A 14,875-nucleotide genomic window follows, 5' to 3' on the forward strand; every position below is an offset into this window, starting at 1 on the left:
CGGGCGTCACGATCTCTGTTCATCAGGTAAAACATGAAAACCATGCTTCGGGCAGAAAATCTGTCAAAAACGTTTGTACTTCACAATCAAAACGGCGCCCGTTTGGCGGTATTGCATAACGCCAGCCTGCAGGTCGCCGCCGGTGAGTGCGTGGTGCTACACGGCCACTCCGGCAGCGGTAAATCAACCTTGCTGCGCTCGCTATATGCCAATTACCAGCCAGATAGCGGGCATATCTGGGTCAACCATCAGCAGCAGTGGGTCGATCTGGTCAGCGCGCCGGCGCGCGATGTGCTGGCGGTGCGGCGCGATACCCTCGGTTGGGTCAGCCAGTTCCTGCGGGTAATACCGCGCATCTCTGCCCTTGAGGTAGTGATGCAGCCGCTGCTGGAGCGCGGCGTAGGCCGTGAAGAATGCCAGGACAAAGCCAGCCATCTGCTGAGCCGCCTGAACGTACCGCAGCGGCTCTGGCAGCTGGCGCCTTCAACCTTCTCCGGCGGTGAGCAGCAGCGCGTTAATATCGCCCGCGGTTTTATCGCCGGGCATCCCATCTTACTGCTGGATGAGCCTACCGCCTCGCTGGACAGCGCCAATAGCCAGGCGGTGGTGGGGCTGATTGAAGAAGCGCGCGCCGGCGGCGCCGCGGTGGTGGGTATTTTTCATGATGCGGCGGTACGTGAGCGCGTCGCCGATCGTTTACACGTTATGCAACCAGAGGGCGGGGAGACCGGGCAATGATTATCAATAACGTGCGGCTGGTGTTAGAAAACGAGGTGGTTAATGGCTCGCTGTCGGTGGTGGACGGGGTGATTAATGCCATTGCCGATACGCCAAGCAGCCTGCCGCAGGCGATAGACGGCGCGGGCGGCTGGCTGATGCCGGGCATGGTCGAACTGCATACCGATAACCTCGATAAGTTCTTTACCCCGCGGCCGAAAGTTGACTGGCCGGCGCACTCGGCAATGAGCAGCCACGATGCGCTGATGATTACCAGCGGGATTACGACCGTGCTGGATGCGATTGGCGTCGGTGATGTGCGTGACGGCGGCCATCGCATGGAAAATCTGCAAAAGATGATCGAGGCCATCCGCTATAGCCAGCAGCACGGGCTCAACCGCGCAGAGCATCGCATTCACCTGCGCTGCGAGCTGCCTCACGACAGCACCTTAGCGCTGTTTGAACAGCTGCAATCGCTGCCGGAGCTGGCGCTGGTGTCGCTGATGGATCATTCTCCAGGCCAGCGTCAGTATGTCTCGCTGGAAAAATACCGCATCTATTTTAAGGGAAAGTACGGCCTGAGCGATGAAGAGATGGCCACGTTTGAACGCGAGCAGCTGCAACTTGCCAGCCGCTGGTCGCAGCCAAACCGCCAGGCCATTGCCGCCCTGTGTCGTCAGAACGGCATTCCGATTGCCAGCCACGATGACGCCAGCGAAGCCCACGTCAACGAATCACACGAGGTCGGCAGCGTAATCGCCGAGTTTCCCACCACCGTTGAGGCGGCAGATGCCTCGCACCGCCGGGGTATGCAGGTGCTGATGGGGGCGCCGAATATTGTGCGCGGCGGCTCCCATTCCGGCAACGTCGCCGCCGCTGAACTGGCGACGCGCCAGCGGCTGGACATTCTGTCATCAGATTATTATCCCGCCAGCCTGCTGGACGCGGCGTTTCGCATCGCGCAGCAGCCGGATAATGGCTACGACATTCCGGCCGCGATCGCGCTGGTAACCCGCAATCCGGCGCGGGCGATCGGCTTAGAGGATCGCGGGGTGATAGCCGAAGGCAAACGTGCCGATTTGCTGCTGGTTAAAGCGCACCGGCAGCAGGTTTATCTCGATCGCGTCTGGCGTCAGGGGCGGGTGGTTTACTGATGGCCCGGCTCATCTGGCTGATGGGCGCATCCGGCGCGGGTAAGGATAGCCTGCTGCAGGCGCTGCGCGCTCAGACGCCGCCAGCCTTGCTGATTGCCCATCGCTATATCACCCGATCGGCGGACGCTGGCGGCGAGAACCATATTGCCCTTAGTTCGCAGGAATTTCAGCGGCGCTGCGCGGCGGGTCTGTTCGCCGTCCACTGGCAGGCGCACGACCAGCATTACGGGCTGGGCATTGAGATCGATCTCTGGCTGGAACGCGGGCTGGATGTGCTGGTCAACGGTTCCCGCCTGCATCTGGCGGCGCCGGCAGCGCGCTACGGCGCGCGCATGCTGCCGATCTGTCTGACGGTCTCTCTGCCGCAGCTTGAACAGCGCCTGCGCCGGCGTGGACGCGAGGACGAGCAGCAGATCGCCGTGCGGCTGGCGCGCGCCGCTGCTCCGGCGCCAGAGGGCTGTCACTCACTGAGCAACGACGGGCCGCTCAGCGAGACGCTGGCGGCCTTTAACCGGCTGCTGGAGCAGATGCGATGAGATTTACCTTCCTTGGCACCGGCGGCGTGCAGCAGGTGCCGGTGTTCGGCTGCGATTGTCGGGTTTGCCAGCGCGCTCGTCAGCAGCCCGCTTACCAGCGCGCCAGCGCCAGTGCGCTGATTGAATGTAATGGTGAAACCACGCTGCTGGATGCCGGCCTGGTGCATCTCGAGCGGCGCTTTCACCCCGGTGAGCTAAGCCGTATCCTGCTAACGCATTATCATATGGATCATGTGCAGGGCTTGTTCGCTCTGCGCTGGGGCATGGGGGCGCGTATTCCGGTGTTTGGCCCGCCGGACGAGCAGGGCTGTGACGATCTCTATCGCCATCCCGGCCTGCTGGATTTTCAGCCGCTGCCGCCGCCGTTCCAGCCGCTGGCCTGCGGTGATTTCACCCTGACGCCGCTGCCGCTGATTCATTCAAAATTAACCTACGGCTATCTGATTCGCTACGGCGACTGGCAGCTGGCTTACCTGACGGACACCGTCGGCTTACCGCCGCAGACTCTGCGCTTTTTGCAACATCGGCGTCTTGACGTGCTGGTGCTGGATTGCAGCCATTCTCCGCAGGCGCAGCGCCCGCGCAATCACAACGACATTACCCTTGCGTTACAGCTTCATGAACAGCTCAGGCCGCAGGTCAGCTGGTTGACGCATATCAGTCATCAGGTGGACGACTGGCTATTACAAAACGTACTGCCGGCGAATGTAAAGCCTGCGCACGACGGTCTGACGCTGCTCGCCGGTTAGCCACGCCAGCGTCATTTTTTCATCACCGGTTTGTCATCAACGCGTCATCTGCGTCGCCGTTAATAAAGTCGCGCTCAGGCATAGCCTGCCCGGATCATTAATGCTTACTTTTAACGGTAAAACTTATGTCACTGGCAATCTTACGTCCCGTACCTGTCGAATCTTCCCTGCGGGCAGTTAATAAAAAAGTACTGTCGGTTGTCGGGCTGGGAAAAGCCTACAACGCCGGTTCCAGGGTGCTGGATGATATCAGCTTCGACCTGCACGCCGGAGAACTGGTGGCGGTAATCGGCCGTTCCGGCGCCGGTAAATCCACCCTGCTGCATACCCTGAACGGCACCATCACGGCCAGCGAAGGGCAAATCATCAATCAGCGCGACGATGGCAGTCAGCAGAACGTCGCGGCGCTGCCGGCGCGCAAGATGCGCCAGTGGCGCAGCGAGTGCGGCATGATTTTCCAGGATTTCTGCCTGGTACCACGACTGGACGTACTGACGAACGTGCTGCTGGGACGACTCAGCCAGACTTCTACCCTGAAATCTTTTTGCAAAATTTTTTCTGATGAAGATCGCGCCAGAGCGATTGGCCTGCTGGAGTGGCTGAACATGCTGCCGCAGGCGCTGCAGCGTGCGGAAAATCTCTCTGGCGGACAGATGCAGCGCGTTGCTATCTGCCGCGCGCTCATGCAGAACCCGAAAATATTGCTGGCCGACGAGCCGGTCGCCTCGCTGGATCCGAAAAACACCCGTCGCATTATGGAAGTGCTGCGTCAGATTAGCGACAACGGCATCAGCGTGATGGTGAATCTGCATTCGGTCGAGCTGGTGAAAGAGTACTGCACGCGGGTCATTGGCATCGCCAGTGGACGCATTATTTTCGATGGTCACCCCGCGCAGCTTAATGAAAACCTTCTTCATACCCTGTATGGCGAAGAAATCACGCAACTTAACTAACTTTTGGGATACGGACGCAGCAATGAAAAAACTCGCTACTCTTGCCGTGCTGACTGGCTTCATGACGCTTTCCTGCGCGCAGGCCGCCGCGCCAAAACAGCTGACTCTTGGCATTCTCGGCGGTCAAAACAGCACGCAGCAGATTGGTGATAACCAGTGCGTGAAAAGCTATTTTGACAAGGCGCTGAACGTTGAAACCAAACTGAACAACGCTTCCGATTATTCGGCGATTATTCAGGGCTTAAAAAATAATAAAATTGACGTGGTGCTGAGCATGTCGCCGGCCTCGTTTGCCTCGGTCTATATTGAAAATCCGCAAGCGGTAGACGTGGTAGGCATTGCTGCCGATGATAGCGATCAGTCAAAAGGCTATCACTCGGTGGTGGTGGTCAAGGCCGACAGTCCGTACAAGACCCTTGACGATTTGAAAGGAAAATCATTTGGCTTTGCCGATCCGGATTCTACCTCTGGCTATCTGTTCCCGAATAAAGCCTTCCAGGACAAGTTTGGCAAAGATGCCAATATGGACAACAAATATAACGGCTTTTTCTCCAGCGTCACTTTCTCCGGCGGCCACGAGCAGGACATCCTTGGCGTGCTGAACGGCCAGTTTGAAGGGGCGGTCACCTGGACGTCGATGATCGGTGATTACAACACCGGCTACACCAGCGGCTCCTTTGGCCGTCTGATACGTGTCGGTCATCCTGACCTGATGAAGCAAATCCGCATTATCTGGGAATCGCCGCTGATCCCTAACGGTCCGATCCTGGTGAACCATAAGCTGGACGCCGACTTTAAAGCCAAACTGATTGCGGCGATTAAAACCCTGGATAAAGATCATCACGACTGCTTTATCAAAGCGATGGGCGGCAAGCAGCATATCGTACCGGCCACGGTGAAGGATTACGAAAAGGTCATTGAGATGAAGCGCGATCTGATGAACGCCGGACGTAGTTGATAAACCCTTCCTTTAATCAGCCCCTCTCCCGGCGGGGAGGGGCTAAAGTCTGGTAGCTGCATGTCTCATACCGATTTTGAAAGCTATTATCAGCGGATACGCGGCCGGCAAAAGCGCGATGCGCTGCTGTGGTCGTTGGGGATCCTGTTGCTCTATCTGGTCAGCGGCCATTACACCGAATTCAGTCCGGCGCGCCTCATTGATGCCGGGCCGGATATGCTCGACTACATCTACGACACCTTACCGGTATTGCACTGGGACCAGCTGTTTGCCAGTGCAAAAGTTAAAGGCTCCCTGGCCTACTGGGGCTATCGCCTGCATATCCAGCTGCCGCTAGTTTGGGAAACCCTCAACCTGGCGCTGGCGGCCACGTTGCTCTCTTCGGCAATTGCCACCGTGCTGGCTTTCCTGGCGGCAGACAATACCGGCAGCCATCCGCTGGCGCGCTTTATTCTGCGCGCCATCGTGGCTTTTATGCGCACCATGCCGGAACTGGCCTGGGCGGTGATGTTCGTTATGGCCTTCGGCGTCGGCGTATTCCCCGGATTCGTCGCACTGGCACTGCATACCATTGGCAGCCTGACCAAATTGTTTTATGAGTCGCTGGAAAGCGCCTCGCTGAAACCGGTGCGCGGACTCGATGCCTGTGGCGCCAGCCGCCTGCAGCGAATGCGCTTTGCCTTTTGGCCGCAGGTTAAGCCGACGTTTCTTTCTTATAGCTTTATGCGCCTTGAGGTCAATTTTCGCCAGTCGACCATTCTTGGGCTGGTGGGCGCCGGTGGTATTGGCCAGGAGCTGATGGTGAATATCAAACTGGACCGCTATGACCAGGTCAGCATCACGTTATTGTTGATTATTTTAGTCGTGGCGCTGCTGGATACGGTATCCGGTTACGTACGGCGGCGGGTAGTGGAGGGGATGTCATGATGGGCGTAGCCGGAACCGCATCGCTGGCAGAGGTTCGCCGCCAGCACCGGGATATTTTTGCTATGCAGCGGCGCTATCTGACGCGCGTAGCCATTTTTATTGCGCTGGGGCTGCTTTATTATCTGTTTTTTTTCGCGCACTTTGGCATTAGCTGGGCGCGCTTCGATCAGGGAATGACCGATGTTGGTCGCTATTTTCTGCGTATGTTTATCTGGCAGGATGTAGCTGAGTGGCCATTTCGCTATTACTTTAGTCAGGTGCTTATTACCCTGGCGATTGTCTTTGCCGGCACGCTCACCGCCACAGTACTGGCGCTGCCGCTCTCTTTTCTCGCCGCCCGCAACGTAATGCACGAAGGCTGGTCGAAGCCGGTATCCTTCCTCATGCGTCGACTGTTCGACCTGCTACGCGGCGTGGACATGGCTATCTGGGGATTGATTTTTGTGCGCGCGCTGGGGCTGGGGCCGCTGGCCGGCGTGCTGGCAATAGTCATGCAGGATCTTGGTCTGCTGGGCAAGCTGTATGCTGAGGGGCACGAAGCGGTAGAAAAAGGACCGGGACGTGGACTGAGCGCGCTGGGGGCTGGATCGCTGCAAAAGCACCGTTTTGGCATTTTTACCCAGTCTTTTCCCACGCTGCTGGCGTTGAGTTTATATCAGATTGAATCCAATACCCGCTCGGCGGCAGTGCTGGGCTTTGTCGGCGCAGGCGGCGTCGGGCTGGTGTACGCCGAGAATATGCGCCTGTGGAACTGGGACGTTGTGATGTTTATTACCCTGATTCTGGTGGCGGTGGTGATGATTATGGATGCCATTTCAGCCCGGCTGCGCAAACGCTATATCATCGGCCAGCCGGTGCCATTGTACCAGGGTTAGCGGTCGTTTAGCGGTGACGACTGATATATCTGCCACCACAGCCGGTGCAGTTCAAACCATTGGTCGCCCGGCTGCGGATATTTTTCCCAAGGTTTATCAATGATGTAGTGAATATTTTTAACCCGCTGCATATCCCACATCTGCGGATGTTGATGGCTCAGGGTTTTCAGCGCGTTATAACCATAGTGCAGCGGCTGCCAGCGCTGGCGATAAAAATCATTGAGAAAATCCTGCTCGGCAAAAAACAGCGCTGAGATATCTGTCATCGCTGCCAGCTGGCCCATCATCTGCTGATAAACTCCGGCGTCCGGCTGCAATACCAGCAAACCGCCGTTGAGGTAATTATCGACCTTTGCCGGCGGATGGGCTGTCATCGCAGCATCCTGGCACCAGCTGTAATAACAGTTCTCCGGCTGCCAGTGCGCCGGATAGCTGGCGATACGATTAGGATTGCAGCGACAGGCGTGGCAGGCGGCGATGGTGTCGGGCGCCAGCGCTAAATCGAACAGCTCATCCATATTTTGTACGACCAGCATATCTGCATCGAGAAATACCAGTCGGGAAAATTCTGTCAGGTTCCAGGCGCCGAGCTTGCTCCATACCTCGGCAAAACGCGCATTTGCATAGCGATGCGCCAGCTGTGGATCGGGGCCGACCATCGGTACCTGACGGATCAGACAGCCCTGCGCCTCCAGCTGATTACGCAGTCCGCTGTCAATGGCATCGGTCACCATCACCACCAGCGGCCATCTGCTGCCACTGCGGCGCAGTGAACGCTGTAGCGCCTCGACGCCAGGCCGGTAGCCGGGCTGAGTCAGCAACGTAGCCCAGGCTTTATTATCTTTGCTGCTCATGCCAGTAGCTCCGCGCTAAATTGATTCAGAAATTTTCCCTGCGGGTCCAGCGCCGCGCGCACGCTGGCAAACTGTTGCCACTGCGGATAAAGCGCTGGCCAGTCATACAGGCTGGCATCGAAGTATTTTCCCCAGTGCGGCTTGCCGCCGTGCTGCGCCAGCAGCTTTTCCACCTCGCGCAGAAAAGCGACGCCTTCCTGCGACAGCGAGCCGTCCTCAGCATAATAAACCACGAAGCCGAAAAAGCAGGTTGCCTCCTGCCAGGCCGGACTTAGCCAGGCCTGTGAGGGACCGGTACAGCGCAGGATTACCGGGTAGTGCATATGCGGATGATCGCTGGCATGCCAGGCCTTCAGCGCCTCGATGACCTGCGGCGCACGCGCCAGCGGAATGCCGATTTCGATATTAATTTGCGGCGTTGCGATGCCGCGGCAAAATACCTGGTAGATATCGCCGGTAACGTTGGAGAAGTCCTTGAAACGGGTAACGGTGCGAAATGGTTTACCGTTTTCATCGCGAATATTGGTGTCGCTGCGCATCTGAACGAGGGTTTTATCCACCGTGTCGTTCATTTCATCGCTGGTTTGTTGCTCGACCACCAAATCGCCGCGATTATTGCGCCAGGCCGCCTGTTCGGCATCGCTGGCCTGATGTGCATTCCAGACGTGGACCTGATTCTCATCCGGGAACCACCAGCATTTGCTTAACGGCCACTGCTGATTCCATTCCAGTAACTCTTTTTCCAGATTATCGGCTTCTCCGGCATTTTTATAGCAGGTAAACAGAGTTGCAGGGCGGGTACGCAGCGTTACTGCGCTGATTGCGCCGAGCGCGCCCAGTCCCAGCTGCACCGCGCCGAACCATGGATGCTGGCGGTCAAAGTGGTGAACGTCACCTTCCGCGTCCACCAGGCGAATACTCAGCGCCTCATCCGCCAGCGAGCTTTGCTGCAATCCCTGGCCGTGGGTGCCGGTGGAGATCGCCCCCGCCAACGTCTGCGAGTCAATAACGCCGGGCGAGGCGGCCAACATGCGATTCATCGCTGTCAGCACTTGATAAACCTCGTGCAGCGATGTACCGCCGGCAAAGGTTGCGCTGTGCTCATCGCTGCTAAGCAGGCCGCGCAGCGCGGAGGTATCGATCAGGGTATCCTGGCTATTTTGCAGGCTGAGCATCCGTCCGGGCGACATGCGGCTGCCCATCACCCGCACCTGACCCTGAGCGCCAGCAATCGCCGCTTGCAGCTGCGCTTCGTTTTCCGGCTTAATCACCGCCTGCGTATCGGCCAGTGCGGCATTTTTCGCCCAGTTATAAATATGGCGATCCTCTGCGGAGAGATGCGTTTGACGTGGAGGGAAATGGCTATCGTTAGCGATCATCGACTGCTTCCTGATTCGCAACGATGCTGTTATTGGCTTATGCTGTTGACAGCCAGCATCGCTGATGGTTAGTCCAGCTAAAAGCTTAGCCTGGCTGAGGGAATAATGATGCGCAAAACTTATACAAATAAATTATATGTGTATAAGTTAACCACATGCGACCAACCCGCTGCGGCTGCAAAAGGCCCGGCAGCTTTCCGCACTGGCGCAAGCACATCCGTGTGGCCTGGCGCCCGGCCATCCCTGGCCGCGAGCCTGCTGAAAGCAGCCGGGCCTTCTCCTCCCCCGTAAACCTCTTCATCGCTTTGAGTGAAAAGATAAAAGCAGGTCTGCGCCGGGCTGGATGCCCGCAACCTGGTTTTGCTTTTTAATAAAAAACGAATGCCATTTTCAGCAAACCTGCGCCCAACGCCGTTATCGATTAAAAACGGATGCCGTTTCCCACAAACCTGTACCAACAGGCTTTTCTGCGCCGAACGAATGAAGTCCGCCAGGGTGAGCCGCAGGGATGCGGCGAAAGTAAGCGCTGCGTCGGGAACGCATCGCGAACGGCCCGTACGGCGGGCTACATGCGTGAGGGAAGGGCGCAGCCACGCAGAAACTGCCGGAAGTCCGGGGTCAAGGGGCCATGACGTTTGATGGCCCCTTGCCGGTCGCCCGCAGCGGCGGGCAGCGATGGCACTGGCCGTAGAGGCGAGCGGAACAACCCATCAGAGGTGAACACCGGCGAACGGAACAGCCCACCGTAGGTTAAATAAACAACCCATAGCCCGTGCGAACGGCATCCCCCTCATTGCTGCAAGCCTGGCACTCAGGTCACAGAAGGCCGGCAAGCGCCCCCTCATTATGTTATCCGCTAGCGGCGCAGTTCCTGCGGCAGCAGGGCATCCGGGAAATCCTGATAGCAGATCGGGCGTACAAAACGCAGGATAGCGCTGGCGCCGACCGAGGTGGTACGCACGTCGCTGGTGGCCGGCCAGGGGCCGCCGTGCACCATGGCATGGCCGACATCCACCCCGGTCGGATAACCGTTGACCAGCAGCCTGCCCGCTTTTTCCTCAATCGACGGCAGCAGCGTGCTGGCAAGCGCGTTGTCTTGCTGCTCAAGCTGCAGGGTAATCGTTAGCTGGCCTTCCAGCGAATCAACGATCTGCTGCATTTCTGCAACGTCGCGACAGCTGACCAGCAGCGCGACCGGACCGAAAATTTCCTGTTGCAGCCACCGGGAGGATATAAAGCTCGCGGCATCGGTTTTGAAAACGGCCGCCGCAGCCTGGTTTGCGCCGCTGGCCGCAGCGCCGGATGCCAGTCGTTCAGCGTCGTTAGCGCTGTCGAGGCGCTCAGTGGCGTCGCGACAGGCGCTGGCAATCCCTTTGGTCAGCATGGTTCCGGCGCTTTTGCTTTGCAACACCTGCGCCAGATTACTGGCGAAGAGATCCGCTGCTTCACCTGCGGGCAGCAAAATAAGGCCGGGATTCGTACAAAATTGCCCGACGCCGAGGGTCAGTGAATCGGCATAGTTTTGTGCCAGCTGCGCGCTGTGCTGCGCCAGCGCCGTCGGTAAAATAATCAGCGGATTGATACTGCTCATCTCAGCGTAGATCGGAATCGGGATCTCACGGCTTTGTACGCGCTTGATTAATGCCATGCCGCCGGCGCGTGAACCGGTAAAACCCACCGCCTGAATGGCAGGATGGCTGACCAGTTGTTCACCAACCTTATGGCTGGCACCGTGCAGCATTGAAAAGACGCCTTCCGGCAGGCCGAGGGTTTTCACCGCAGCCTGCACCGCCGAGGCGACCAGTTCGCTGGTGCCGGGATGGGCCGGGTGGGCTTTAACCACCAGCGGACAGCCAGCCGCCAGCGCCGAGGCGCTATCACCGCCGGCGACGGAAAAGGCGAGGGGGAAATTGCTGGCGCCGAAAACGGCGACCGGGCCCAGCGCAATCTGGCGCTGACGCAGGTCGGGGCGCGGCAGCGGCTTACGTTCGGGCAGCGCGGGTTCGATAACCGGCTGTAACCATTCACCGCTGCGCAGCATGGCGGCAAACATGCGCAGCTGTCCGACGGTGCGGGCGCGTTCGCCTTCCAGCCTGGCCTGCGGCAGCGCGGTTTCCTGCATGGCGCGCTGAATCAGCGTCTCGCCGAGCGCCATAATATTATCGCCAATGCGTTCCAGCAGCTCTGCACGCTGCACCGGCGTTGCATCGCGCCACGGCCGTGCCGCCCGGCGCGCCAGCTCGCAGGCCCGATCAACCTGCTCTGCGCTGGCGTCATGGAAGTCAGGCGTCAGTGCGGTATTACTCGCAGGGTTGATCGCCGGGAAAGCGTCCCCGCCGCCACGCTGGCGGGCGGCGCCAATAAATACCTCTCCGGTAAGCGTCATAAAATACCTTCTGGTTGATGAAATAAAAAAGCAGGTCGCAGGGTTATTCCTCTGGTGAGGGCGGTGCGCTGCTGATTGTCTACCTCGCTATGTTTCGGCGTTGTGACGCCCGCAGCGCGGGCGTCATGATCGGCCATTAAGCCTGCTGTTTATGCAACATGCCCGCTTTCTCCAGCGCAGCGGCGATACGTTTGGAAACCTCGGGCGTTACCGGGCTGACCGGTTTGCGCGGCAGGCCGCCGTCACGGCCCTGCAGGCGCAGCGCCTCTTTAATGGTAGCAGGCTGGTTAGGACCATCGATAGCGCGCCAGATAGGCAGAATGGTTTCATGCAGCGCTTTGGCCTTTTTGAGATCGCCGGATTGCACGGCATCCCACAGCGCGGTGCTCAGGTAAGGGGTTACCGTCGGAATGGCCGCCAGCGCGCCCTGGGCGCCGAGCATAAAGGCCGGGTAGTGCAGGTCATCCACCGCTGCCAGCACTGAAATGCGGTCGGAAACGTTCAGCACCAGATCGGCGATTTTATGAATGTCGCCGCCGGATTGCTTAATGCCGCACACCTCAGGAATATCAGCCAGCTTCGAGACGATCTCCGGGCGGATCAGCGCCCAGGGCACCACGTTGTAAATAATCAGCGGCAGGCCGACTTCGCGGCCAATGGTTTCATAGTATTCCACCGTGGATTCATCGGTCGGCGTCCACAGGTAGTGAACCGGGGTGACCTGCAATGCCGTGACGCCGGCTTCTTTCAGCTGTTTACCGTAGCGGATGACCTGATAGGTTGAGTTCTGAATAATGCCGCCGATGACCGGAATTTTGCCTGCCACCTCGTCCACCACGATGCGGCAAACGCGTGCGCTCTCTTCCGCGCTGAGAGTGTTGCCTTCTCCGGTAGTGCCGCAGGCGCAGATAGCGGTAATGCTGGCGCCCAGCAGGAACCTTACTTCGGTGCGCAGTTTATCTTCTGCAATCTCGCCAGCCTCGTTAAACGGCGTGACGACGGTGGCAATGATACCTTTGGGATTAAATGCTTTCATGGATGCTCCTTTTTAATATCAGATATCTAATATATCAGTTTGCGGCGTCAAAAAATCCCCGACGTTGCGGGTCAGGGACGTGGAGTCTTAGCTGATTTTATCGAAGTCGATCACCGTCCAGGCGCAGACTTCGTCAACGTGGATCGCCGCCAGCTTGCTGGCGCCTTCAATATCGCCGGCGATCATCGTTTCAAGGATCTGTCGGTGCCTTGCGGAAGCGCCTTTGGTGTTGGTCGTGCTGGTGGCGCCCGCCACGCGCAGCCATTCAACGTATGGCTCAATCGAGTCGCGAATATTCAGCATGCGTGAGTTACCGCTGTATTCAACGATGCTGCGGTGCAAGTTCAGGTCGGATTCAAAGAAGGGCATATAGTTTCCTTCCTTAATTGCCTCATCGGCCGCGTTAACTTCATCCAGCAGGCGGCGCATCACGGTGCGCGGCATGCGCTTGGTGGCTTCGGCGGTGGCAAACCATTCAATTGCTTTGCGAATGCCGCAGATTTCCTCTATATCCTGAATGGTAATTTCAGCAACGTAGGTGCCGGAGCGCGGTTTGGAAACCACCAGCCGGTCATTTTCGAGGCGCATCAGCGCTTCCCGTAACGGCATACGCGAGGTGCCGAATTCCTGTGCCAGATCCGGCAAAGACAGGCGCTGTCCCTGCCTGAGTTCGCCATAGACGATCTTGTGCCGGATAACCTGATAAATTTGCAGCGACAGGCGATCGGGTAAAATAACTTCTGGCTGTCTGCGTGACACGATGGCGCTCTCCATTTAGCTGAATCCAGATTTCTGCCCGCCGCTGCGTCGCTGAAAGGCATCAGTCGGTTGCATGGCAATCAGCCTGTTCGTCAGCCTGGCGGGTATTAAAACGATGTTTTGCCAGAATGCGCGGAGCGGTTTCCTGTGCAATCAGCGCGGTAACCAGGGTTATGGCGCCAGATAGCATCAAATATACGGAAATCATCCAAGGATTTCCATTGCCGGCGGCCAGTAGCAGGGTAGCGATAGTCGGCGCCATACCGCCTGCGATTATGGTGACTAATTGGGTAGAAATTGAAATGCCGGAATAGCGTAGCCTGGCCGGAAACAGCTCGCTGAAATAAGCCGGCTCAACGCCGTAAGTGCCGCCCTGGCCCAGATTATAAATCAGCACCACAAACGGAATCACATACAGCGGCATACCGGTTTGGATCACCCAGAACATCGGAAAAGCGGAAACGATCACCACCAGCGACGAAAAAATAAAGGTTGGTCGGCGTCCAACGCGGTCGGATATCACGCCAAACAGATAGAACACGCCGATAGAGAGCAGGGCGCCTATCACGTTGGCCCAGAGAACCACCGACTTATCCATGCCGGTATTTTGCACGGCATAAGAGAGCAGAAACGCCAGCACAATAAAGCCAAACACGCTTTCTGAAAACTTCAGGCCGGCAACGATCAGCATCGGCTTAGCACTGTGCGTGAAAGCATCTTTGATCGGCTTCTCAGCCAGGCTGTTGGTGCGCTTCAGCTCGGTAAAATCAGGCGTTTCTTCCATTTTCATTCGCATCAACAGCCCGACCACCACCAGGATAGCGCTTGCCAGGAAAGGCAGGCGCCATCCCCATGACATAAAGCTTTCCTCCGGCAGCAGCGAGGCAAGGGCAAATGCGGTGGTGGAAAGCGCCACGCCGACGCCGTTGCCCATCTGGGTAAAGGAGCCATAGCGTCCGCGATGCTCAGGCGGTGAGTTCTCGACGGAAACCAGCACCGAGCCGCCCCATTCGCCGCCGACGGCGAAGCCCTGCAACAGGCGCAAAATCGCCAGTAATACCGGCGCCCAGACGCCGATTTGCGCGGCGGTCGGTAGCAGGCCGATAAGCGTAGTTGCCGCTCCCATTAGCAGCAGCGTGGTAACCAGCGTGGCTTTGCGGCCAATACGATCGCCGTAATGACCAAAAACAAAGCCCCCCAGCGGTCGGGCAATAAATCCCGCGCTGAAGATGGCAAAAGAAGAGAGCATGCCGACCCACGGCGTGTCGTGCGGGAAAAAGAGTTTGCCAAAAACCAGCGCTGATGCGGTACCGAAAATAAAAAAATCATACCATTCGATGGCGGTGCCAATCAGGGCCGCCATTGCCGCCGTGCGGCTCACCTGCGGGTTTATTGCTGATTGCATAATTATGATCCCTGGGTCTGGTTGTTTTGATATCTAATATCCTAGTTGTATTGATCTGCGTCAATGTAAAGCGACAGATTCTGTGATCTGATCCTATTTTGTATATTTAACTTACTGGATTTTATGATTTAAATTGATCTTGATGATCACTTGGTGGCTTGTTTTTAATTGATATCCAGTAACGCGA

14 protein-coding genes are annotated in these 14,875 nt (G+C 57.7%); 8 read left to right on the forward strand and 6 right to left on the reverse strand.

The window, feature by feature from the left end; translation table 11 throughout:
- Nucleotides 1–33: 33 nt before the first annotated feature.
- From phnL to phnE (BTJ39_RS12260), 8 genes are all read left to right on the forward strand, one after another.
- Nucleotides 34–738 (forward strand): phosphonate C-P lyase system protein PhnL, encoded by a 705-nt coding sequence (phnL, locus tag BTJ39_RS12225; RefSeq protein WP_078002981.1) that lies wholly within the window; start codon nucleotides 34–36, stop codon nucleotides 736–738.
- On the forward strand, nucleotides 735–1,871 hold the full coding sequence (phnM, locus tag BTJ39_RS12230; protein WP_078002982.1) for an alpha-D-ribose 1-methylphosphonate 5-triphosphate diphosphatase: 1,137 nt from the start codon (nucleotides 735–737) through the stop codon (nucleotides 1,869–1,871). Before phnL ends, phnM begins: the two co-directional genes overlap by 4 nt.
- Nucleotides 1,871–2,407, forward strand: coding sequence for a ribose 1,5-bisphosphokinase (gene phnN / locus BTJ39_RS12235; protein ID WP_078002983.1), 537 nt, complete (start codon nucleotides 1,871–1,873; stop codon nucleotides 2,405–2,407). The genes phnM and phnN overlap by 1 nt, the downstream gene beginning before the upstream one ends.
- Entirely contained in the window at nucleotides 2,404–3,156 is a 753-nt protein-coding gene (gene phnP, locus BTJ39_RS12240) for a phosphonate metabolism protein PhnP (protein WP_078002984.1), read from the forward strand. Before phnN ends, phnP begins: the two co-directional genes overlap by 4 nt.
- Before the next feature lie 125 nt (nucleotides 3,157–3,281).
- On the forward strand, nucleotides 3,282–4,109 hold the full coding sequence (gene phnC, locus BTJ39_RS12245) for a phosphonate ABC transporter ATP-binding protein (protein ID WP_078002985.1): 828 nt from the start codon (nucleotides 3,282–3,284) through the stop codon (nucleotides 4,107–4,109).
- Between the two features lie 22 nt (nucleotides 4,110–4,131).
- On the forward strand, nucleotides 4,132–5,067 hold the full coding sequence (phnD, locus tag BTJ39_RS12250) for a phosphonate ABC transporter substrate-binding protein (RefSeq protein WP_078002986.1): 936 nt from the start codon (nucleotides 4,132–4,134) through the stop codon (nucleotides 5,065–5,067).
- Between the two features lie 60 nt (nucleotides 5,068–5,127).
- Complete coding sequence (gene phnE / locus BTJ39_RS12255) at nucleotides 5,128–5,994, forward strand: phosphonate ABC transporter, permease protein PhnE (RefSeq protein WP_078002987.1); 867 nt, start codon at nucleotides 5,128–5,130, stop codon at nucleotides 5,992–5,994.
- Nucleotides 5,991–6,869 (forward strand): phosphonate ABC transporter, permease protein PhnE, encoded by an 879-nt coding sequence (gene phnE / locus BTJ39_RS12260; protein WP_078002988.1) that lies wholly within the window; start codon nucleotides 5,991–5,993, stop codon nucleotides 6,867–6,869. The genes phnE (BTJ39_RS12255) and phnE (BTJ39_RS12260) overlap by 4 nt, the downstream gene beginning before the upstream one ends.
- Here the strand turns inward: phnE (BTJ39_RS12260) and BTJ39_RS12265 are convergent.
- From BTJ39_RS12265 to BTJ39_RS12295, 6 genes are all read right to left on the reverse strand, one after another.
- Nucleotides 6,866–7,723, reverse strand: coding sequence for a glycosyltransferase family 8 protein (locus BTJ39_RS12265; protein ID WP_078002989.1), 858 nt, complete (start codon nucleotides 7,721–7,723; stop codon nucleotides 6,866–6,868). The genes phnE (BTJ39_RS12260) and BTJ39_RS12265 overlap by 4 nt on opposite strands.
- Entirely contained in the window at nucleotides 7,720–9,102 is a 1,383-nt protein-coding gene (locus tag BTJ39_RS12270) for a D-arabinono-1,4-lactone oxidase (RefSeq protein ID WP_078002990.1), read from the reverse strand. Before BTJ39_RS12270 ends, BTJ39_RS12265 begins: the two co-directional genes overlap by 4 nt.
- Before the next feature lie 856 nt (nucleotides 9,103–9,958).
- On the reverse strand, nucleotides 9,959–11,488 hold the full coding sequence (locus BTJ39_RS12280) for an aldehyde dehydrogenase (NADP(+)) (protein WP_078002992.1): 1,530 nt from the start codon (nucleotides 11,486–11,488) through the stop codon (nucleotides 9,959–9,961).
- 136 nt (nucleotides 11,489–11,624) lie between these two features.
- Nucleotides 11,625–12,524 (reverse strand): dihydrodipicolinate synthase family protein, encoded by a 900-nt coding sequence (locus tag BTJ39_RS12285; protein ID WP_078002993.1) that lies wholly within the window; start codon nucleotides 12,522–12,524, stop codon nucleotides 11,625–11,627.
- An 87-nt stretch (nucleotides 12,525–12,611) separates the two neighbouring features.
- Entirely contained in the window at nucleotides 12,612–13,283 is a 672-nt protein-coding gene (locus tag BTJ39_RS12290) for a GntR family transcriptional regulator (protein WP_176110307.1), read from the reverse strand.
- 61 nt (nucleotides 13,284–13,344) lie between these two features.
- Nucleotides 13,345–14,688: an MFS transporter gene (locus BTJ39_RS12295; protein ID WP_078002995.1), complete on the reverse strand. Its 1,344-nt coding sequence runs from the start codon at nucleotides 14,686–14,688 to the stop codon at nucleotides 13,345–13,347.
- Nucleotides 14,689–14,875: the final 187 nt, after the last annotated feature.

Source organism: Izhakiella australiensis (genome assembly GCF_002006995.1).
Lineage (GTDB): Bacteria > Pseudomonadota > Gammaproteobacteria > Enterobacterales > Enterobacteriaceae > Izhakiella > Izhakiella australiensis.

Coding starts and splice junctions, on each gene's coding strand:
- phnD (WP_078002986.1), top strand. CDS start 4,132: ATGAAAAAACTCGCTACTCTTGCCGTGCTGACTGGCTTCATGACGCTT.
- BTJ39_RS12270 (WP_078002990.1), bottom strand. CDS start 9,102: ATGATCGCTAACGATAGCCATTTCCCTCCACGTCAAACGCATCTCTCC.
- BTJ39_RS12280 (WP_078002992.1), bottom strand. CDS start 11,488: ATGACGCTTACCGGAGAGGTATTTATTGGCGCCGCCCGCCAGCGTGGC.
- phnL (WP_078002981.1), top strand. CDS start 34: ATGAAAACCATGCTTCGGGCAGAAAATCTGTCAAAAACGTTTGTACTT.
- BTJ39_RS12265 (WP_078002989.1), bottom strand. CDS start 7,723: ATGAGCAGCAAAGATAATAAAGCCTGGGCTACGTTGCTGACTCAGCCC.
- phnE (WP_078002988.1), top strand. CDS start 5,991: ATGATGGGCGTAGCCGGAACCGCATCGCTGGCAGAGGTTCGCCGCCAG.
- phnE (WP_078002987.1), top strand. CDS start 5,128: ATGTCTCATACCGATTTTGAAAGCTATTATCAGCGGATACGCGGCCGG.
- BTJ39_RS12285 (WP_078002993.1), bottom strand. CDS start 12,524: ATGAAAGCATTTAATCCCAAAGGTATCATTGCCACCGTCGTCACGCCG.
- phnM (WP_078002982.1), top strand. CDS start 735: ATGATTATCAATAACGTGCGGCTGGTGTTAGAAAACGAGGTGGTTAAT.
- BTJ39_RS12295 (WP_078002995.1), bottom strand. CDS start 14,688: ATGCAATCAGCAATAAACCCGCAGGTGAGCCGCACGGCGGCAATGGCG.
- phnN (WP_078002983.1), top strand. CDS start 1,871: ATGGCCCGGCTCATCTGGCTGATGGGCGCATCCGGCGCGGGTAAGGAT.
- phnP (WP_078002984.1), top strand. CDS start 2,404: ATGAGATTTACCTTCCTTGGCACCGGCGGCGTGCAGCAGGTGCCGGTG.
- phnC (WP_078002985.1), top strand. CDS start 3,282: ATGTCACTGGCAATCTTACGTCCCGTACCTGTCGAATCTTCCCTGCGG.